Source organism: Kitasatospora sp. NBC_01539, from assembly GCF_045040525.1.
Classification (GTDB): domain Bacteria; phylum Actinomycetota; class Actinomycetes; order Streptomycetales; family Streptomycetaceae; genus Kitasatospora.
In genome coordinates, this window is record NZ_CP109390.1 from 3,314,451 (window position 1) to 3,332,734 (window position 18,284).

Below are 18,284 nucleotides of genomic sequence, written 5' to 3' on the forward strand. Positions count from 1 at the left end.
CAGAACGGGTCACTCGACGCCGATGAGCAGGAGCTCGGACTCCTGCCCGCCGCGGTAGACGACCGTGTCGACCTCCGGGCGCTGGCGCCGGGCGTGCGCGACGAGGTCGTCGGCCAGGCCGCCGGGGGCGCCCGCGCCGAGGACGAGGGTGACGAGTTCACCGCCCGAGGCGAGCATGCGTTCCAGCAGGGTGCCGGCGACGGCGGCCGGGTCGGCCCCGATGAGGACGACGTCGCCGTCGATCAGGCCGAGCACCTCACCGGCCTGGCAGACGCCGGCCATCGTCCAGGACTCCCCCTCGGCGACCGCGAGTTCGGCGTAGCGGGTGGCTCCGGCGGCGGAGGTCATGGCGACGACGTCCTCGTCGAAGCGGCGCGAGGCGTCGTGGACGGCGAGCGCGGCCAGGCCCTGCACCGGCGAGCGGGTGGGCAGGACGGCGATCCGCAGGCCGTCCGCGCGCAGCTGGTCGGCGGCGGCGCCGGCGGCGGCGCGCAGCTCCGGATCGTTGAGCAGCACGACGACCTCGGGGGCGGCGCAGCGGCGCGCGGCGTCGGCGAGTTCGGCGCTGACGGGCGGGCGGTCCGGGTCGGCGTGCAGCACCGCCGACCCGGCCTGCTCGCAGAGCTCGGCGAGGCCGTCGCCGCTGACGACGCTGAGCACCGCGCGGCCGGGCGCGGACGGCTCCGGACGTCGGCCCGCCTCGCCGGCCCGCGCGGCGGCCTCGGCGAAGTGCGTGATCCGGATCCGGTAGGGGCGGCCCGCCCCGACGCCGGCCTCGACGGCCGCGCCCGCGTCGTCGACGTGCACGTGGACCCGCCACAGGCCGTCGCCGCCACCGACGACCAGCGAGTCGCCGAGGGCGGCGAGCCGGTCGCGCAGGGCGGGCAGCGCCTCGTCCGGCGCCTCCAGCAGGTAGATCACCTCGAAGGCGGGGTGGCCGGCCGGGCGGGCGTGGCCCTCGCAGTGGCCGGCGTGCTCGGTGTGGCCGACGTGCTCGGCGTGGTGGTCCGGGTGGCCCGTGGCGGGCAGGTCGGCGGCGTGCCGCAGGGCCATCGGGCCCATCGGCGTGCGGCCGAGCACGGTGTCGGCGAGCGCGCCGAGCACCGTGACGAGGCCGCGGCCGCCGGCGTCGACCACGCCGGCCTCGGCGAGCACGTCGAGCTGCTCGGGGGTGTGCAGGAGGGCGGTGCGGGCGGCGATGCACGCGGTGCGGGCGGTGTCGGCGAGGGTGCCGTCCTGGTCGGCGGCGGCCCGGGCGGCGGCGGCCGCGACGGTCAGCAAGGTGCCCTCGACGGGGTCCGCGACGGCCTGGTAGGCGGCCTCGGCGGCGCGCGGCAGGGCCCGGCGCAGGGTGGCGGCGTCGCCGCCCTCGGCGAGCACCTCGGCGAGGCCGCGCAGCCACTGGGCGAGGATGACGCCGGAGTTGCCGCGGGCGCCGATCAGGGCGCCGCGGGCCATCGCGGCGGTGGCGGGGCCGAGGCCGCCGCCGTCGGCGGACGCCCCGGCGGCGCCGTCCGCGCTCTCCACGGCCTCGGTGGCGGCCTCCACGGTCAGGTAGAGGTTGGTGCCGGTGTCGCCGTCGGGCACGGGGTAGACGTTGAGCGCGTCGATCTCCTCCCGGGCCTGGCCGAGGGCGGTCAGCGCGAGGCGGCACCAGGTGCGGACGGCCGTGGCGTCGAGCGTGTCCAGCACCAGGTCTCCTCCGGGTGAACGCCACGGGAACGCGGACCGGCGGAGTGACGGCCGGACGCGGTGGCGGTGGGGCGATGCTGGCAGGTTATCGGGGCCGCCCGCGGCCGTCGCGGCCGGGAGCGGGCCCGGGCGGGCCGTGCCCCGGGCCGGGGGCCGTCCCCGCCGCCGGACCCCCGGGCCGGACCCAGGCCGCAGCCGGGGACGCACCCGGGCGGCCCCGGCGCCAGGGACGATCACCCCCTCCGACGTGGTAGTTTCTTGGGGCGGGAACAGCCGTTGTATGCTCTTCCGGTTGCCTGGAACAACCCGGGCTCCCCCTTGATCCGATTCGCACCACGTGAGTGGTGCCGGTGGGTTCAGCCGGGGTTTTCGAACGTAACTGATCTGAAGTCTTGGAGTGACTCCTGTGGCTGCCAACTGCGACGTCTGCGGCAAGGGGCCGGGCTTCGGCAACAGCATCTCCCACTCTCACCGCCGTACCCCCCGTCGTTGGAACCCCAACATTCAGACGGTGCGCGCTGTGATTGGGCGGACGCCGAAGCGGCTCAACGTCTGCACCTCGTGCATCAAGGCCGGTAAGGTCTCGCGCTGACGCGCAGACCGGTACGCCGGTCCTCCGGTAAGCCGATCCACCCTCGGGTGGGTCGGCTTTCCTGCGTTGCCCCGGACACGGGCACCGCGCCGGGCGACGGCACGGACATCGTCCCGGGCTCCGGTACGGACCCGCGACGGGGAACGGGCGCGGCCCCGGCCCGGTGAGACCGGGCCGCGGGCCGGATCGGCTCAGCGCGTGCGCCACGCGTGGTCGACGGGCCCGATGCCGGCTCCCAGGGCGAACCCGGCCCGGATCGCCCCCGTGACGTACTCCTTCGCCGCCGCGACGGCCTCGGGCACCTCCGCGCCCTTGGCGAGTTCCGCGGCGACGGCGCTGGCCAGGGTGCAGCCGGTGCCGTGGGTGTGCCGGTTGTCGTGGCGGGGCGCGCGGTACCAGTGGCGCTCGCCGTCCGCGCCGCACAGCAGGTCGGCGGCCTCGCCTTCGAGGTGTCCGCCCTTGACGAGCACCCAGCGCGGGCCGAGCGCGAGCACGGCCTCGGCGGCGGCGGGCATGTCGTGCTCGCCGGTGACCGTGATGCCGGTGAGCTGGGCTACCTCGTGGAGGTTGGGAGTGGCCAGGGTCGCGACCGGCAGCAGGCGTTCGCGGACGGTCGCGACGGCCTCCGCGGCGAGCAGCGCGTCACCGTGCTTGGAGACGCCGACCGGGTCGACGACGACCGGGGCGTCGATGCCGGCGAGCAGCTCGGAGACGGTCTCGACGAGCTCGATCGACGCCAGCATGCCGGTCTTCACGGCCTGCACGCCGATGTCGTCGACGACGCTGCGGAACTGTGCCCGGACGGCCTCCGCGGGCAGCTCCCAGTAGCCCTGCACGCCCAGCGAGTTCTGCGCGGTGACGGCGGTGATCACGCTCATGCCGTGCACGCCGAGGGCGAGCATCGCCTTGAGGTCGGCCTGGATGCCGGCCCCGCCGCCGCTGTCCGACCCCGCCACGGTGAGCACACGGGGCGGCGCGGCGGAGCCGGCGGAGGTCGGGACGTGGGGCGCGGCGGCGGTCGGATCCATGACCGACAACCTACCGGGGGCCGGTCAGAGCACGGCCTCCGACTCCAGCCAGCGCTCCTCGGGCACGGTCTTCAGCTCGGCGACGGCGTCGGCGATCGGCACCAGGTCGATCTCGGTGCCGCGCAGGGCCGTGAAGTGCCCGAAGGCGCCCTTGTGGACGGCCTCGACGGCGTGCCAGCCGAAGCGGGTGGCGAGCACCCGGTCGCGCGCGGTGGGCGTGCCGCCGCGCTGGGTGTGGCCGAGGATGACCGGCCGGGCCTCCTTGCCGAGCAGGTCCTCCAGCTCGTGCGCGAGCCGGTTGCCGATGCCGCCGAAGGTCTGGTGGCCGAACTGGTCGACGCCGCCGTGGTCGAAGCGCAGCGTGCCGGGCATCGGCTTGGCGCCCTCGGCGACCGCGATGATCGCGAAGGTCTTGCCGCGGCGGAAGCGGTCCTCGACCATGCGGGCCACGGCCTCGATGTCGAAGGGCTTCTCGGGGATGAGGATGCCGTGGGCGCCGCCCGCGACGCCCGCGGTGAGGGTGATCCAGCCGGTGTGCCGGCCCATCAGCTCGACGACCATGACCCGCTGGTGCGACTCGGCGGTGGTCTTCAGCCGGTCGATCGCCTCGGTGGCGACGTGCACGGCGGTGTCGAAGCCGAAGGTGACGTCGGTGGCGTCGATGTCGTTGTCGATGGTCTTGGGCACACCCACCACGGGCAGGCCGGCGTCGCTGAACTTCCGCGCGGCGGTGAGCGTGCCCTCGCCGCCGATGGCGATCAGCGCGTCGATGCCCAGCCGGTCGGCCAGCGGGCGGCACTCGCGCACGGCCTGCTCGATCCGCTCGCGCTGGACGCGGGCCGAGCCGAGGATCGTCCCGCCGAGCGTGAGCAGGCCGGTGACGTCGTCGTGCGAGATGGGGCGGGCCCGGCCCTCGATGAGGCCGAGGAAGCCGTCCTCGATGCCGACGATCTCGTCGCCGTGGACGTCGGTCCCGCGGTGCACCACGGACCTGATCACCGCGTTGAGGCCGGGGCAGTCGCCGCCGCTGGTGAGGACGCCGATTCGCATGGTGGCCTGCTCTCCCTCGGGGCTGGCGGCCCCAATTCCGTACGGTCCGGGCCGGTCGGCACCGGGCGGCCGGGCGTGGCGGACTCACCCACCCGGCTCCAGCGCAAGACTACGCGCTGCGGCGGGGGCTTCCGGACCCAGCGCGCCCGGGTGCGGCCCGCCGGGCGGCGGTCACTGCTCGGCGAAGTGGTCCCAGCCGCCGGCCCGCTCCCACGGGGCGCCGTCGACGGTGACCCGGCCGCCGCGGCCGGGGCGGGCGGTGCGCACCACCTCACCGACCACCCGCCAGCGGGCCGGGAGTTGGACGCTCCGCGGGAAGGTCGCGACGATCGCGTGGTCCTCGCCGCCGGAGAGCACCCACAGCAGCGGGTCGACGCCGACCGCCTGCCCGATGTCGGCCATCTGCGCGGGCACGTCGAAGTCGGCGGCGTGCAGGTCGATGTCGACGCCGCTGGCGGCGGCCACGTGCCCGAGGTCGGCCACCAGGCCGTCGCTGACGTCGACCATGGCGGTCGCGCCGAGGTCCGCCGCGGCGGGGCCGGCGTGGTACGGCGGCTCGGGCCGCCGGTGCGCCTCCACGAAGGCGCGCGGCGAGCGGAAGCCCCGCTGCAGCACGGTGAGGCCGGCGGCCGACCAGCCCAGCCAGCCGGTGACCGCCACGACGTCGCCGACCTGCGCGCCGGAGCGCAGCACCGGGGAGCGGCCCTGGAGGTCGCCGAGGGCGGTGATGGCGAGCGTGACCGCGTCGCCGCGCACCACGTCGCCGCCGACGACGGCGGCCCCGGCGACCTTGCACTCGTCGCGCAGGCCGTCCATCAGCTCGGTGGCCCAGGTGGCGGGGAGGTCGGCGGGGGCGACGAAGCCCAGCAGGATCGCGGTCGGCACGGCCCCCATCGCGGCGACGTCGGCGAGGTTCTGCGCGGCGGACTTGCGGCCGACGTCGTAGGCGGTGGACCAGTCGCGGCGGAAGTGCCGGCCCTCGATGAGGACGTCGGTGGTCGCCACGACGCGCCCGTCGGGGGCCTTGACCACGGCGGCGTCGTCCCCGGGGCCGAGTACGACGGCGGGCGTCGGTGTCAGCCGGGCGGTGAGCTCCCTGATGAGTCCGAACTCGCCGAGTTCGCCCACGGTCCCCTGCATCTGCCGTCCTCTCGACTCGAATGAAGCGGTGTTCGCGCGCCCCCGCGCGCAGCGTACGCCCTCCGGCGGTGCACGGGTCTCCCCTCCCCGCGGAGGTGAGCGGTAGCGTGGTGATCAGGCTGGCCCGCCCACCCCCAGCCGCCCGGAGGTCTCCCGTGGTACAGGCGTACATCCTGATCCAGACCGAAGTGGGGAAGGCCACCTCCGTGGCCGAGTCCATCGCGAAGATCCACGGCGTGGTCCAGGCCGAGGACGTGACCGGCCCCTACGACGTGATCGTCCGGGCCGAGGCCGACTCGATCGACGACCTGGGCCGGCTCGTGGTCGCCCAGGTGCAGCAGATCGAGGGCATCACGCGGACGCTGACCTGTCCGGTGGTGCGCCTGTAGCGCGCGGCTACCATCGGCGGGTGGCCCTCTCGCGTCTGTCCGCCCTGCCCGCCCCCGTCCGCTGGCTCGCACCGCCCGCGGCGCTGCTGGGCTGCGGCCTGCTGCTGCTCGGCAACCTGGGTTCCGGGGAGGTCGCGCCGCCGGTGCCGTCGGCCGGTGCGGCGCCGTTCTGCGCCGCGCTCGACCGCGCCCTGCCGCAGAGCGTGCAGGGCCACCGCCGGCAGGACCCGTCGCCGGCCTCGCCGTACACGGCCGCCTGGGCGAGCTCGCCGCGGACGGTGCTGCGCTGCGGCATCGCCCGCCCGGACTACCTCGACGACGACCCGCTGGCCAACGCCCCGGAGATCAACGGCGTGCAGTGGGGCTTCACCTCGGACGGTGCGGGCGGCCACCGCTTCGTCACGACGCTGCGCAGGGCCTACGTCGAGGTGACGGTGCCCGAGGGCGCCTACCCGAACTACGCCGACCCGCTGCCCGCGCTGTCCGACGCGGTGAAGGCGACGGTGCCGGAGGGGCTCTGACCGCGGAACGGCCCGCGCCCCCGCCGGTGGGCGGGGGCGCGGGCCGATGGTGCGGGGGGCGGGCGTCAGCGCAGGCCGGTGGAGCGGCGCAGCGCGGCGGCCAGCAGGCGGTCGATCAGCTCGGGGTAGGGCACGCCGGTGGCCTCCCACATCTTCGGGTAGGCCGAGATGGGGGTGAAGCCGGGCATGGTGTTGATCTCGTTGACCACCCAGCGGCCGTCCTCCAGCAGGAAGAAGTCGACCCGGGCGAGGCCCTCGCAGCCGAGCGCCTCGAACGCGGCGACAGCCTGGCGGCGGATCTCGGCGGTCTCGTCCGCGCCGAGCTCCGCGGGGATCCGGACGTCCGAGGAGTCGATGTACTTCGCCTCGAAGTCGTAGAACTCGAAGTCGCCGCCGACGAGGATCTCGGCGGGCACGCTGGCGCGCGGGCCGTCCTCGAACTCCAGCACGGCGCATTCGATCTCGCGGCCGGTGACGCCGCGCTCGACGATGACCTTGGGGTCGTGCCGGCGGGCCTCCTCGATCGCGGTGTCGAGGTCGGCGAGGTCCTTGACCTTGGTGATGCCCATGGACGACCCGGCCCGGCAGGGCTTCACGAAGAGCGGCAGGCCGAGCGCGGCGATCCGCTCGCGGGCGGCGGCGCGGCCGTCCTCGCTCTCCCACTCGCGGGGGCGGACGACGGTCCAGTCGCCGACCCCGATGCCGTGCGAGTCGAGGACGCGCTTGGTGAACTCCTTGTCCATGCCGACCGCGCTGGCCAGCACGCCGGAGCCGACGTACGGCACGCCGGAGAGCTCCAGCAGGCCCTGGAGGGTGCCGTCCTCGCCCCAGGGGCCGTGCAGCAGGGGCAGCACGACGTCGACGTCGCCGAGGGCCTTGGGGGCCTCGCCGGGCTCGCTCCAGACCACCTCGCGGCTGCCCGGGGAGAGCGGCAGGGAGACCTGGCCCTCGACGGACTCGGCGACCTGGGCGACGTCGGGCATCCGCCCGTCGGCGATGGCCATCCGGGACGGCTCGTCACCGACCAGCGCCCAGCGGCCCTCGTGGGTGATGCCGATCGGCAGCACCTCGTACTTGCTGCGATCGATGGCGCGCAGCACGCTCGCGGCGGTGACGACCGAGACGCCGTGCTCGGAGCTGCGGCCACCGAAGACGATCGCGACCCGGGGCTTGTCGGGCTGGTTCAGGGAGGTCTGTTCGATGCTCATATCGGCTGTGAGACTACCGTGCGACCGCCGCCGTTCCCGTCACCGTCGCTCCGCCTTCGCCGAGCGCGCCATGAGGCCGGCCAGCACCTCCTGGGTGGGGCGGCCGTTGTGCACCACGTCGACGACGGCCTGCACGATCGGCATGTCGACGCCGTTGCGCCGGGCCAGGTCGAGCACCGACTCGCAGGACTTCACGCCCTCGGCGGTCTGCCGGGTCGCCGCGACGGTCTCCTCCAGGGTCATGCCGCGGCCGAGGTTCATGCCGAAGGTGTTGTTGCGCGACAGCGGGGAGGAGCAGGTCGCGACGAGGTCGCCCATGCCGGCGAGGCCGGCGAAGGTGTGCGCGTCGGCGCCGAGCGCCAGTCCGAGCCGGGTGGTCTCGGCGAGGCCGCGGGTGATCAGGGTTGCCTTGGTGTTGTCGCCCAGCCCCATGCCGGCCGCCATGCCCACCGCGAGGCCGATGACGTTCTTGACGGCGCCGCCGAGCTCGCAGCCGACCACGTCGGTGTTGGTGTAGGGGCGGAAGTACGGCGTGTGGCAGGCCTTCTGGAAGCGCTGTGCGACGGACTCGTCGGTGCAGGCGACCACGCTCGCGGCCGGCTGGCGGCGGGCGATCTCCGGCGCCAGGTTGGGGCCGGAGACGACGACGACCCGCTCCGGGCCGACCCCGGCGACCTCCTGGATCACCTCGCTCATCCGCTCGGCGGTGCCGAGCTCGATGCCCTTCATCAGGCTGACGAGCACGGTCTGCGGCTCGATCAGGGGCGTCCACGCGGCGAGGTTGGCGCGCAGGGTCTGCGAGGGCACGGCGAGCACCGCGAAGTCGGCGCCGGCCAGCGCCTCGGCGGCGTCGGTGGTGGCGCTCACGGACGGCGGCAGCGGCACACCGGGCAGGTAGTCGGGGTTCTCGCGGGTCGCGGTGATCGCGTCCACCAGCTCCCGGCGGCGGCCCCACAGCACGACCTCGCAGCCGGCGTCGGCGAGGATCATCGCGAAGGCGGTGCCCCAGGAACCCGTCCCGAAGACGGCGCAGCGCGTCACTCGGCGCTCCCCTCGGCGTCGCTCTTCTTGGCCCGGTCGCCCTTGGCCGCGGCGGCGGCGGCACGCTCCCGGGCGGCCTTGCGCATGTCGTAGCGCTCGACGGGGGCCTCCTCGCCGCGGATGCCCTCCAGGACGGCGGTGATGGCGTTCATGATGTCGGTGGTCGCGTCCCGCAGCACCTGCGCGGTCAGTTCCTGGCCCTGGTAGCGGCTCAGGTCGACGGGCGGGCCCGCGGAGACGATCACCTTGTGCCGGGGGAAGAGGTTGTACTTGTTCGGGCCGCGGCCGTAGGGCGGGACGATCTCGTGCGCGCCCCAGTGCGCCACCGGGATGACGGGTGCGCCGGTCATCAGTGCCACGCGGGCGGCGCCGCTCTTGCCGGTCATCGGCCAGAGGTCGGGGTCGCGGGTGAGCGTGCCCTCGGGGTAGAACTGCACGCACTGGCCGCCGTTGACGGCGTCGATCGCGGCGCGGAACGCCTCCGCCGCGTCGGTGGACTCGCGGAACACCGGGATCTGGCCGGTCTTGCGGAGCATGAAGCCGATGAACGGTACGGAGAACAGCTGGGACTTGCCGAGTATCCGCGGCGGTCGGCCGCTGTTGTACTGCCAGTGGGCGTAGAACACCGGGTCGATCACCGAGTTGTGGTTGACGACCGCGAGGAAGCCGCCCTTCGTCGGCAGGTGCTCCCAGCCGCGCCAGTCGGTCCTCGCCAGCGCGTTGGTCACCGGCTTCACGAGCACGGCCGCGAAGCGGTACCAGATCCCGTAGTCGGCGTTGCCGAACTTGGCGTACGAGCGGCGGGCCACTCCAGCTCCTGTCCATCCGTGCGGCACGCGGTGCCGCGGTCGTCCGTCGCCTCCCGGTGTCCCGGCAGGGGCCCCCGGTGCACTCCCGGAGCGGCGTTCGCCGCCGCGTCCGGGCGATGTGACCTGCGGCTCCCCGGCCGGAGGGCCGGGAGGACCCGGGGCGCCGACCAGTCTCACCCGCGGGCGGACCGGCTGTCGAGCAGCCGCCCGGCCGGGCGCCGGGCGAGTGACCAATCGCACGCAGGAGGCGGTTGCCTGGTCAGGGCCTGGCAGCCGGAGCCACAATGGCGCCGATGACCGAGGACACCGTACGCCCCGCCGGGCCTCCTGCGCTGCCACCTGCCCGGCCCGGCTGGTCGCTCGTACTGCCGGTGAAACCGCTCGGGCTCGCCAAGAGCCGGCTGGCGGACTTCGCCGGCGCGCACCGGCCGCGACTCGCCCTGGCCTTCGCCCTGGACACCGCCGCGGCGGCGCTGGCCTGTCCGGCGGTGGCCCGGGTGCTGGTGGTGACCCGGGACGACGAGGCGGCCGCGCAACTCTCCCGGCTCGGGGTGCTGGTGATCGGCGACGAGCCGGGCGGCGGGCTGAACGCCGCGCTCGCGCACGGCGCGGCCCGGGCCGCGGCGATCGCCCCGCACGCCCCGGTGGCCGCCCTCTCGGCCGACCTTCCGGCGCTGCGGCCGGAGGAACTGGCCCGGGTGCTGGCCGCGGTGCCGCCCGCCGCGCGCGCCTTCCTGCCGGACGCCCCCGGCCTCGGCACGACCCTGCTGGCCTGCCCGCCCGGCGGTCCGCTGCGACCGGCGTTCGGCGACGGCTCGCGGGCGCGGCACGCCCGCGGCGGGGCGCGCGAGCTGAGGCCCGCGCAGGTCGCCTCGGTGCGCCGGGACGTGGACACCGGCGACGACCTGATGGAGGCGCTGGCGCTCGGGGTGGGCCCGCGGACGGCGGCCGCGGCGGCCGCCCTGGTCTGAACGGCCGCTCGCTATGCTGTCGGCCATGCAGGCCACCGCGTTCACCTTTGACCCCGGCACCCGGGCGGGCTCCGTGCTCCTCGACGACGGCACGCCGGTGCCCTTCGACTCCGCGGCCTTCGACGCCGGCGGCCTGCGGCTGCTGCGGCCCGGCCAGCGGGTGCGGATCCGCACCGAGGGCGAGGGCGCCGGGCGCCGGGTGGTCTTCGTGACGCTGCAGACGTTCCCCGACCCGGGCGCCGAGGGCTGAGGGCGCCCGCACCCGGACGAGAGAATGCGGCGGCCCGCACCCGGTCTCCCGGTGTGCGGGCCGCCGCAGCTTGTCGCCGAGCTCTGACCGGCCGTCGCCCGAAGGGCCGGCAGAGGCTACTTGGCGGCGGTCTTGCGCGCGGTGGTCTTGCGCGTCGTGGTCTTCTTCGCGGGGGCGGTCTTCTTGACCGCCGCCGTGGCCTTCTTGACGGTGGCGGTGGTCTTCTTGGCCGCCGCGGCCGTCGTCTTGGCCGGAGCGGCCTTCTTGGCGGTGGCGGTGGTCTTCTTGGCCGCCGCGGCCGTCGTACGGGCGGGGGCCGCCTTCTTGGCGGTGGCGGTGGTCTTCTTGGCCGCCGCGGCCGTCGTCTTGGCGGGAGCCGTCGTCTTGGCGGGAGCCGCCTTCTTGGCGGCGGTCTTCTTGGCGGCGGCGGTGCCGGCGGCGGCCGCGACGCGCTTGGTGGCGGCGCGCTTGGCCGCAGCGGTGGTGGCACCGCTCTTGCCCGGGGTGAGCGAGCCCTTGGGGGCCTTCTTGACCGACGGACCCTCCTTCGGCAGCTTCTTGGAGCCGCTGACGAGGTCCTTGAAACCCTGGCCCGGGCGGAAGCGCGGCACCGAGGTCTTCTTGACCTTCACGCGCTCGCCGGTCTGGGGGTTGCGGGCGAAGCGCGCCGAGCGCTCCACCTTCTCGAAAGTGCCGAAGCCGGTGACCGAGACCCGGTCACCGGCCACGACGGCACGCACCATGGTGTCGAGCACTGCGTCGACGGCCTCTGCGGCAGCCTTGCGACCGCCCAGCTGCTCGGCCACCGCTTCGACAAGCTGAGCCTTGTTCACGTCTTCCCCTTCGGAAACGGGCGCCGGATGAATCCATCCGTTCATTTCGCACGTTAGGTATGTATCTGCGGACTTTCAATTACCAAACGCGTGAATCACCCTAGTGTCGCAATGGATTTGCGCGTTCGCGACCTCAGCCGAGCGGCGGGCGCCCCGCGTCGAGGTCCTGCACAAAGCGACTCAACCGCCGGGCCGCCCCCGGGAGATCGCGCTTGGCGGTCTCCGTGACGATCAGCAGTTGACGGGTGAGAGCGGTCTTTGCATCCGTTGACACGTTCAGCGCAGATACGCGAGCGTGCGCTTGCTTCAACCGCTCGGCCACGAGCGCGTAGAGCGCTGCGACTTCCGGGTCGTCCGGTTCCTCAGCAGGTGAGGTCTGGTCGTCCGTCCGGTCGTCGTCCCGACCACCGGCAGCACCGCCGTTGTCCTCCGGGTACACGGGTTCGCCACCCGCGTACGGAGGTTCATCGTGCCGGTGCATGCAACGATTGTGCCATCTGTTGCGAGATGCCCTGCGCAAGGGGCCTCTTGGGCAAATGCCCGGTCCTATCCCGAGTGCGTGTCAGACCCGAACTCCGGCTCGAACTCCGCTCCCCCGGTCGGCCGTACCGCCCCCCGCGGCACCCCGAACGGCGGATGGCCCGCCCCCCCGAGGGGAGCGGGCCATCCGGCGTACGTGCGGGACTGCGGGCGGTCAGGCCACCGGCAGCGTGCGCGGCTTGAAAGAGGGGCGGGTCGCCTCGAAAGCGGCGATGTCGCCCTCGTTCTGCAGGGTGATGCTGATGTCGTCCAGGCCGTTCAGCAGGCGCCAGCGGACGTTGTCGTCCAGCTCGAAGGAGGCGGTGACGCCCTCGGCGCGGACCTCGCGGGCCTCCAGGTCGACGGTGATCTCCGCCGTCGGGTCGGCCTCGATCAGCGTCCACAGCTGCTCGACGGTCTCCTGCGGGAGGACGACCGTCAGCAGGCCGTTCTTCAGCGAGTTGCCGCGGAAGATGTCGGCGAAGCGCGAGGAGACGACGGCCTGGAAGCCGTAGTTCTGCAGCGCCCAGACGGCGTGCTCGCGGGAGGAGCCGGTGCCGAACTCCGGGCCGGCGACCAGGACGCTGGCGCCCTGGCGCTCCGGGCGGTTGAGGACGAAGTTCTCGTCCTTGCGCCACGCCTCGAACAGCCCGCCCTCGAAGCCAGACCGGGTGACCTTCTTCAGCCAGTGGGCCGGGATGATCTGGTCGGTGTCGACGTTGGAGCGGCGCAGCGGGACGGCCCGGCCGGTGTGGGTGGTGAACTTCTCCATGGCTGCTCAGACCTCCACAGCGACGTTGGACGACAGGTCGGAGGGCGACGCGAGCGTGCCCAGCACCGCGGTCGCGGCGGCGACCTGGGGCGACACCAGGTGGGTGCGGCCGCCCTTGCCCTGGCGGCCCTCGAAGTTGCGGTTCGAGGTCGAGGCGCAGCGCTCGCCGGGGGCCAGCTGGTCCGGGTTCATGCCGAGGCACATCGAGCAGCCCGCGTGGCGCCATTCGGCGCCGGCCGCGGTGAAGACCTTGTCCAGGCCCTCCTCGACGGCCTGCAGAGCGACGCGCACCGAGCCCGGCACGACCAGCATCCGCACGCCGTCGGCGACCTGGCGGCCGTCGAGGATGGCGGCGGCGGCCCGGAGGTCCTCGATCCGGCCGTTGGTGCAGGAGCCGACGAAGACGGCGCCGACGGCGACCTCGCGCAGCGGGGTGCCGGCCTCCAGGCCCATGTACGCCAGGGCGTTCTCGGCGGCGATCCGCTCCTGCGGGTCCTCGAAGGACGCCGGGTCCGGCACCGAGGAGCCGAGCGGGGCGCCCTGGCCCGGGTTGGTGCCCCAGGTGACGAACGGCGTGAGCTCGTCGGCGTTGATGAAGACCTCGGCGTCGAAGACGGCGTCCTCGTCGGTGGCGAGGGTCTCCCAGTACGCGACGGCGGCGTCCCAGTCCTCGCCCTTGGGGGCGTGCGGACGGCCCTCCAGGTAGTCGAACGTGGTGCGGTCGGGGGCGATCATGCCGGCGCGGGCGCCCGCCTCGATCGACATGTTGCAGATCGTCATCCGGGCCTCCATGGAGAGGCTGCGGATCGCCGAGCCGCGGTACTCCAGGACGTAGCCCTGGCCGCCGCCGGTGCCGATCTTGGCGATGATGGCGAGGATCAGGTCCTTGGCGGTGACGCCCTCGGGCAGTTCGCCCTCGACGGTGATCGCCATGGTCTTGAACGGGGCCAGCGGCAGCGTCTGGGTCGCCAGCACGTGCTCGACCTGGCTGGTGCCGATGCCGAACGCCAGCGCGCCGAAGGCGCCGTGGGTGGAGGTGTGCGAGTCGCCGCAGACCACGGTGGTGCCGGGCTGGGTCAGGCCCAGCTGCGGGCCCACCACGTGCACAACGCCCTGCTCGATGTCACCCAACGAGTGGATGCGCACGCCGAACTCGGCGGCGTTGCGACGCAGCGTCTCCAGCTGGACCCGGGAGACCGGGTCGGCGATCGGCTTGTCGATGTCGAGGGTGGGGGTGTTGTGGTCCTCGGTCGCGATCGTGAGATCGGTGCGGCGGACCGGTCGGCCCGCCAGCCGCAGGCCGTCGAAGGCCTGGGGGCTGGTGACCTCGTGGAGCAGGTGCAGGTCGATGAACAGGAGGTCGGGCTCGCCCTCGGCGCGCCGGACGACGTGGTCGTCCCAAACCTTCTCTGCGAGTGTCCGTCCCATCGCTTTCCCTCCAGCCGGCCGCATTGCCGGCCTTCTCGTGTGTCCGAGGTCTTGTCCCATGCCGCCCTGGTGAGGCTCGCTGCGAGGCGTGACCTGCACACCGGATCGTCGTGTCCAGGATGTGGACACCTTGGTGAGGGTCGATCCTGGACGTCTCCCGGGCTGCTCCATCAAGAGTGACGCTTTTCTCGGGAGATTGAACTTGCGTCTCGCCCACTGAGACTGCAGTATCGAGACATGGACAACACTAGCGGCGTCGGCGTTCTCGACAAGGCCGCTCTGGTGCTCAGCGCACTGGAGTCGGGCCCCGCCACGTTGGCGGGGCTGGTCGCCGCCACCGGTCTGGCGCGGCCCACGGCCCACCGTCTCGCCGTCGCACTCGAACACCACCGCCTGGTCACCAGGGACATGCAGGGCCGTTTCATCCTCGGCCCCCGACTCGCCGAACTCTCCGCCGCCGCGGGCGAGGACCGGCTCCTCGCCACCGCCGGCCCGGTGCTCACGCACCTGCGGGACGTCACCGGCGAGAGCGCCCAGCTCTACCGCCGCCAGGGCGAGATGCGGATCTGCGTCGCCGCCGCCGAGCGCCTCTCGGGCCTGCGCGACACCGTACCGGTCGGCTCCACGCTGCCGATGAAGGCCGGCTCCGCCGCCCAGGTGCTGCTCGCCTGGGAGGAGCCCGAGCGCCTGCACCGCGGCCTCCAGGGCGCCCGCTTCACCGCCACCGCCCTCAGCGGCGTGCGGCGGCGCGGCTGGGCCCAGTCGATCGGCGAGCGCGAGCCGGGCGTGGCGTCCGTCTCCGCCCCCGTGCGCGGCCCGTCCAACCGCGTGGTGGCGGCCGTGTCGGTCTCCGGTCCGATCGAGCGGCTGACCCGCCACCCGGGCCGGATGCACGCCCAGGCCATCATCGAGGCCGCGAACCGCCTCACCGAGGCGCTGCGCCGCGGCTGACCGCCCGGCGCCTCCGGCGGACCCCGCGCGGAGGCCGGCACCGGGAAAGGACCCGTCCCGGAATACCGGGCGGGTCCTTCGGCATGCTCCGGAGCCGTTCAGGGCCGGAGCGGAAAAACAAAAAAGCCCCGGTTTCCCGGAGCTTCGTTTGGCTGGGGTACCAGGACTCGAACCTAGACTAAATGAACCAGAATCACTCGTGCTGCCAATTACACCATACCCCAAAAGTACCCCCGACCGGATTCGAACCGGCGCTACCGCCGTGAGAGGGCGGCGTGCTAGGCCACTACACAACGGGGGCCCGCACCATCACTGGTGCTGAGTACCCCCGACCGGATTCGAACCGGCGCTACCGCCTTGAGAGGGCGGCGTGCTAGGCCACTACACAACGGGGGCATACTCATTATTCACTCTGCAATTATAGAACTGCGTACCCCCGACCGGATTCGAACCGGCGCTACCGCCGTGAGAGGGCGGCGTGCTAGGCCACTACACAACGGGGGCCTGTACTGCTCTGTACTGCGCTGGGGTACCAGGACTCGAACCTAGACTAACTGAACCAGAATCAGTCGTGCTGCCAATTACACCATACCCCACCAGAGTTCAACCCCTCGGGGTCTTCCTCGGTGTCTCACGCCACCCTGCCCGGGCGGCGCAGAAAGAACATTACCCGACGCCCGGCCCCGCTCCAAAATCGATAAGCGCAGGCAGCACCCCCGGCGGCTGCGGGCCTGGTCAGCGACCGGGGCCGCAGCCGCCCGGGGAAGGGCTCAGGAGGCCGGTACGTGCTCCAGCGCGGCGGCGAGCCGGCGCAGCGTCTCGGCGCGGCCCAGCAGCTCCATCGACTCGAAGAGCGGCGGGGAGACCCGGCGGCCGGTGACGGCCACCCGCAGCGGCGTGAACGCGAACTTCGGCTTGATGCCGAGCCCGTCCACCAGGGCCTCGCGCAGCACGGCCTGGATCGGCTCCGGGCTGAAGTCCTCCAGGGCCTCCAGCGCCCTGGCCGAGGCCTCCAGCACCGGGCGGGCGTCGGCGACGAGCACCTTGGCGGCGTCGTCCGGGTCGACGGCGAAGTCGTCCGGGCTCACGAAGAGGAAGCCCGCCATGCCGACGATCTCGCTCAGCACGACCATGCGCTCCTGCGTGAGCGGGGCCACCTTCGCGAGCAGGTCGAGCTGCTCCGCGGTGGGCTCCGCCGGCAGCAGGCCGGGGGCCTGCAGGTACGGCACCAGGCGGCGGACGAAGTCCTCCGGGGCCAGCGCGCGCAGGTGCTCGGCGTTGATCGCCTCGCACTTCTTGAGGTCGAAGCGCGCCGGGTTGGCGTTGACCTTGGAGACGTCGAAGGCCGCGACGAACTCCTCCATGGAGAAGCGGTCCTGGTCCTCGGAGAGCGACCAGCCCAGCAGCGCCAGGTAGTTGAGCAGGCCCTCCGGGATGAAGCCCCGCTCGCGGTAGAGGTTGAGCGAGGCCTGCGGGTCGCGCTTGGAGAGCTTCTTGTTGCCCTCGCCCATCACGTACGGCAGGTGGCCGAAGCGCGGGGTGGTGCCGGGGCCGACGCCGATCTCGGCGAGCGCGGCGTACAGCGCGATCTGACGCGGCGTCGAGGAGAGGAGGTCCTCGCCGCGCAGCACGTGGGTGATGCCCATCAGCGCGTCGTCGACCGGGTTGACCAGCGTGTAGAGCGGCGCGCCGTTGGCCCGGACGATGCCGTAGTCGGGCACGTCCTTGGGGTCGAAGGTGACCGGGCCGCGCACGAGGTCGTCGAAGGTCAGCGCGGTGTCGGGCATCCGGAAGCGGAGGATCGGCGTGCGGCCCTCGCGCTCGTACACGGCGACCTGCTCGTCGTCCAGCGCGCGGCAGTGGCCGTCGTAGCCGGACGGCTTGCCGGCCGCGCGGGCGGCCTCGCGGCGGGCGTCGAGCTCCTCGGTGGAGCAGTAGCAGCGGTAGGCGTGGCCGGCCTCCCGGAGGCGGCGGGCGACGTCGGCGTAGACGTCCATCCGCTGCGACTGCCGGTACGGCGCGTGCGGGCCGCCGACCTCGGGGCCCTCGTCCCAGTCGAAGCCGAGCCAGCGCATGGCGTCGAGCAGCTGGTCGTAGGAGTCCTCGGAGTCGCGGGCCGCGTCGGTGTCCTCGATCCGGAAGACCAGCGTGCCGCCGTGGTGGCGGGCGAAGGCCCAGTTGAAGAGGGCGGTGCGGACGAGACCGACGTGCGGGTTGCCGGTCGGGGACGGACAGAAACGGACCCGGACGTCGGAGCCCGGGGCGGAGTTAGCCACGCTTGATCACCTTGTTGGCGAGAGTGCCGATGCCTTCGACGGAGACGGCGACCTCGTCGCCGACGTTGATGGGTCCGACGCCCGCGGGGGTGCCGGTGAGGATGACGTCGCCGGGGAGGAGCGTCATCGCCTCGGAGATGTGGACGATCAGTTCGGCGATCGAACGCACCATCAGGGAGGTGCGGCCGGCCTGCCGCAGCTCGCCGTTGACCGTGCACGTGACGGCCAGGTCCGACGGGTCCAGCTCGGTCTCGATCCACGGGCCGAGCGGGCACGAGGTGTCGAAGCCCTTGGCGCGCGCCCACTGGCCCTCGCGCTGCTGCACGTCGCGGGCGGTGACGTCGTTGGCGCAGGTGTAGCCGAGGATCACCTCGGGCACCCGCTCCGCCGGCACCTCACGGCACATGCGGCCGATCACCACGGCGAGCTCGGCCTCGTGCTGCACGTCGGAGGAGAAGGGCGGGTAGGCGATGGCCTCGGTCGGGCCGATCACCGACGTGGACGGCTTGAAGAACGTCAGCGGCACGTCCGGCACGTCGTGGCCGAGCTCCGCGGCGTGCGCCGCGTAGTTGCGGCCGACGGCCACGATCTTGTTCGGGAGCATCGGGGTCAGCAGCCGGACGTCCTGCATCCGGTAGCTCTCGCCGGTCAGCTGCGGCGGGCCGAAGGGGTGGCCGGCCAGCGCGTGGACGACCAGGGAATCGGGTTGCGCCGCATCGCCCTCGACGACACCGAAGGAGACGCTGCCCGCGGCAGGACTCCCTTCCCGGACGGAAAACCTGGCGATTCGCACCCTGCAGCCTCTCGGTTCGTC

The 18,284-nt window shown here is 73.4% G+C and carries 19 protein-coding genes and 5 tRNA genes; 6 read left to right on the plus strand and 18 right to left on the minus strand.

Features of this window, described 5'->3' with window-relative positions:
* Positions 1–9 precede the first annotated feature (9 nt).
* A complete protein-coding gene (locus tag OG335_RS14070) occupies positions 10–1,692 on the minus strand; it encodes a DAK2 domain-containing protein (protein ID WP_405011444.1) in 1,683 nt (560 codons plus the stop codon).
* Positions 1,693–2,098: 406 nt separating this feature from the next.
* Between OG335_RS14070 and rpmB the strand changes: the two genes are divergently transcribed.
* Positions 2,099–2,284, plus strand: coding sequence for a 50S ribosomal protein L28 (gene rpmB, locus OG335_RS14075; protein WP_014138233.1), 186 nt, complete (start codon positions 2,099–2,101; stop codon positions 2,282–2,284).
* A gap of 191 nt (positions 2,285–2,475) precedes the next feature.
* On the opposite strand, the gene thiD is transcribed toward rpmB, so the two are convergent.
* The 3 genes from thiD to OG335_RS14090 form a co-directional block, all read right to left on the minus strand.
* A complete protein-coding gene (gene thiD / locus OG335_RS14080) occupies positions 2,476–3,312 on the minus strand; it encodes a bifunctional hydroxymethylpyrimidine kinase/phosphomethylpyrimidine kinase (protein WP_405011445.1) in 837 nt (278 codons plus the stop codon).
* A 24-nt stretch (positions 3,313–3,336) separates the two neighbouring features.
* Positions 3,337–4,362 carry a 6-phosphofructokinase gene (locus tag OG335_RS14085; protein ID WP_405011446.1) on the minus strand — a complete coding sequence of 342 codons (1,026 nt, stop codon included), beginning with the start codon at positions 4,360–4,362 and terminating at the stop codon, positions 3,337–3,339.
* Between the two features lie 171 nt (positions 4,363–4,533).
* Positions 4,534–5,502, minus strand: a complete 969-nt coding sequence (locus OG335_RS14090) for a thiamine-phosphate kinase (protein WP_405011447.1) — start codon at positions 5,500–5,502, stop codon at positions 4,534–4,536.
* A gap of 155 nt (positions 5,503–5,657) precedes the next feature.
* Between OG335_RS14090 and OG335_RS14095 the strand changes: the two genes are divergently transcribed.
* Positions 5,658–5,891, plus strand: a complete 234-nt coding sequence (locus tag OG335_RS14095) for an Lrp/AsnC family transcriptional regulator (RefSeq protein WP_405011448.1) — start codon at positions 5,658–5,660, stop codon at positions 5,889–5,891.
* A 20-nt stretch (positions 5,892–5,911) separates the two neighbouring features.
* Positions 5,912–6,412, plus strand: coding sequence for a DUF3515 domain-containing protein (locus tag OG335_RS14100; RefSeq protein ID WP_405011449.1), 501 nt, complete (start codon positions 5,912–5,914; stop codon positions 6,410–6,412).
* 65 nt (positions 6,413–6,477) lie between these two features.
* On the opposite strand, the gene OG335_RS14105 is transcribed toward OG335_RS14100, so the two are convergent.
* From OG335_RS14105 to OG335_RS14115, 3 genes are read right to left on the minus strand one after another with little or no spacing between them, the layout of a single operon-like run.
* Positions 6,478–7,620, minus strand: coding sequence for a D-alanine--D-alanine ligase family protein (locus OG335_RS14105; RefSeq protein ID WP_405011450.1), 1,143 nt, complete (start codon positions 7,618–7,620; stop codon positions 6,478–6,480).
* A 39-nt stretch (positions 7,621–7,659) separates the two neighbouring features.
* Complete coding sequence (locus tag OG335_RS14110) at positions 7,660–8,661, minus strand: NAD(P)H-dependent glycerol-3-phosphate dehydrogenase (protein WP_405011451.1); 1,002 nt, start codon at positions 8,659–8,661, stop codon at positions 7,660–7,662.
* A complete protein-coding gene (locus tag OG335_RS14115; RefSeq protein ID WP_405011452.1) occupies positions 8,658–9,470 on the minus strand; it encodes a lysophospholipid acyltransferase family protein in 813 nt (270 codons plus the stop codon). Before OG335_RS14115 ends, OG335_RS14110 begins: the two co-directional genes overlap by 4 nt.
* Positions 9,471–9,763: 293 nt before the next feature.
* On the opposite strand from OG335_RS14115, the gene cofC reads away from it, so the two are divergent.
* Positions 9,764–10,441 carry a 2-phospho-L-lactate guanylyltransferase gene (gene cofC / locus OG335_RS14120; RefSeq protein WP_405011453.1) on the plus strand — a complete coding sequence of 226 codons (678 nt, stop codon included), beginning with the start codon at positions 9,764–9,766 and terminating at the stop codon, positions 10,439–10,441.
* 25 nt (positions 10,442–10,466) lie between these two features.
* Positions 10,467–10,691 (plus strand): hypothetical protein, encoded by a 225-nt coding sequence (locus tag OG335_RS14125; protein ID WP_405011454.1) that lies wholly within the window; start codon positions 10,467–10,469, stop codon positions 10,689–10,691.
* Between the two features lie 116 nt (positions 10,692–10,807).
* Here OG335_RS14125 and OG335_RS14130 read toward each other — a convergent pair whose 3' ends face one another.
* From OG335_RS14130 to leuC, 4 genes are all read right to left on the minus strand, one after another.
* Positions 10,808–11,524 carry an HU family DNA-binding protein gene (locus OG335_RS14130; RefSeq protein WP_405011455.1) on the minus strand — a complete coding sequence of 239 codons (717 nt, stop codon included), beginning with the start codon at positions 11,522–11,524 and terminating at the stop codon, positions 10,808–10,810.
* A gap of 133 nt (positions 11,525–11,657) precedes the next feature.
* Positions 11,658–11,846 (minus strand): hypothetical protein, encoded by a 189-nt coding sequence (locus OG335_RS14135; protein ID WP_405015396.1) that lies wholly within the window; start codon positions 11,844–11,846, stop codon positions 11,658–11,660.
* A 372-nt stretch (positions 11,847–12,218) separates the two neighbouring features.
* On the minus strand, positions 12,219–12,815 hold the full coding sequence (gene leuD / locus OG335_RS14140; protein WP_405011456.1) for a 3-isopropylmalate dehydratase small subunit: 597 nt from the start codon (positions 12,813–12,815) through the stop codon (positions 12,219–12,221).
* A 6-nt stretch (positions 12,816–12,821) separates the two neighbouring features.
* A complete protein-coding gene (gene leuC / locus OG335_RS14145; protein WP_405011457.1) occupies positions 12,822–14,243 on the minus strand; it encodes a 3-isopropylmalate dehydratase large subunit in 1,422 nt (473 codons plus the stop codon).
* A 237-nt stretch (positions 14,244–14,480) separates the two neighbouring features.
* Between leuC and ndgR the strand changes: the two genes are divergently transcribed.
* Entirely contained in the window at positions 14,481–15,194 is a 714-nt protein-coding gene (ndgR, locus tag OG335_RS14150) for an IclR family transcriptional regulator NdgR (protein WP_100888419.1), read from the plus strand.
* 149 nt (positions 15,195–15,343) lie between these two features.
* Here ndgR and OG335_RS14155 read toward each other — a convergent pair.
* The 7 genes from OG335_RS14155 to OG335_RS14185 all read right to left on the minus strand — a co-directional run bounded on the left by OG335_RS14155 (position 15,344) and on the right by OG335_RS14185 (position 18,263).
* A tRNA-Gln gene (locus OG335_RS14155) sits at positions 15,344–15,418 on the minus strand.
* A gap of 4 nt (positions 15,419–15,422) precedes the next feature.
* A tRNA-Glu gene (locus OG335_RS14160) sits at positions 15,423–15,495 on the minus strand.
* 22 nt (positions 15,496–15,517) lie between these two features.
* Positions 15,518–15,590, minus strand: a tRNA-Glu gene (locus OG335_RS14165).
* Between the two features lie 35 nt (positions 15,591–15,625).
* Positions 15,626–15,698: transfer RNA gene (locus OG335_RS14170), tRNA-Glu, on the minus strand.
* Between the two features lie 20 nt (positions 15,699–15,718).
* Positions 15,719–15,790, minus strand: a tRNA-Gln gene (locus tag OG335_RS14175).
* A gap of 174 nt (positions 15,791–15,964) precedes the next feature.
* Positions 15,965–17,470: a glutamate--tRNA ligase gene (gltX, locus tag OG335_RS14180; RefSeq protein ID WP_405011458.1), complete on the minus strand. Its 1,506-nt coding sequence runs from the start codon at positions 17,468–17,470 to the stop codon at positions 15,965–15,967.
* The gene (locus OG335_RS14185) at positions 17,463–18,263 is read right to left on the minus strand and encodes a fumarylacetoacetate hydrolase family protein (RefSeq protein ID WP_405011459.1); all 801 of its coding nucleotides are present in this window, start codon (positions 18,261–18,263) and stop codon (positions 17,463–17,465) included. Before OG335_RS14185 ends, gltX begins: the two co-directional genes overlap by 8 nt.
* Positions 18,264–18,284 lie beyond the last annotated feature (21 nt).

Excerpts from the sequence above, each read along its gene's own strand:
- thiD (WP_405011445.1), bottom strand. The coding sequence starts at position 3,312 with ATGGATCCGACCGCCGCCGCGCCCCACGTCCCGACCTCCGCCGGCTCC.
- OG335_RS14125 (WP_405011454.1), top strand. The coding sequence starts at position 10,467 with ATGCAGGCCACCGCGTTCACCTTTGACCCCGGCACCCGGGCGGGCTCC.
- OG335_RS14105 (WP_405011450.1), bottom strand. The coding sequence starts at position 7,620 with ATGAGCATCGAACAGACCTCCCTGAACCAGCCCGACAAGCCCCGGGTC.
- cofC (WP_405011453.1), top strand. The coding sequence starts at position 9,764 with ATGACCGAGGACACCGTACGCCCCGCCGGGCCTCCTGCGCTGCCACCT.
- ndgR (WP_100888419.1), top strand. The coding sequence starts at position 14,481 with ATGGACAACACTAGCGGCGTCGGCGTTCTCGACAAGGCCGCTCTGGTG.
- leuD (WP_405011456.1), bottom strand. The coding sequence starts at position 12,815 with ATGGAGAAGTTCACCACCCACACCGGCCGGGCCGTCCCGCTGCGCCGC.
- leuC (WP_405011457.1), bottom strand. The coding sequence starts at position 14,243 with ATGGGACGGACACTCGCAGAGAAGGTTTGGGACGACCACGTCGTCCGG.
- OG335_RS14090 (WP_405011447.1), bottom strand. The coding sequence starts at position 5,502 with ATGCAGGGGACCGTGGGCGAACTCGGCGAGTTCGGACTCATCAGGGAG.
- OG335_RS14085 (WP_405011446.1), bottom strand. The coding sequence starts at position 4,362 with ATGCGAATCGGCGTCCTCACCAGCGGCGGCGACTGCCCCGGCCTCAAC.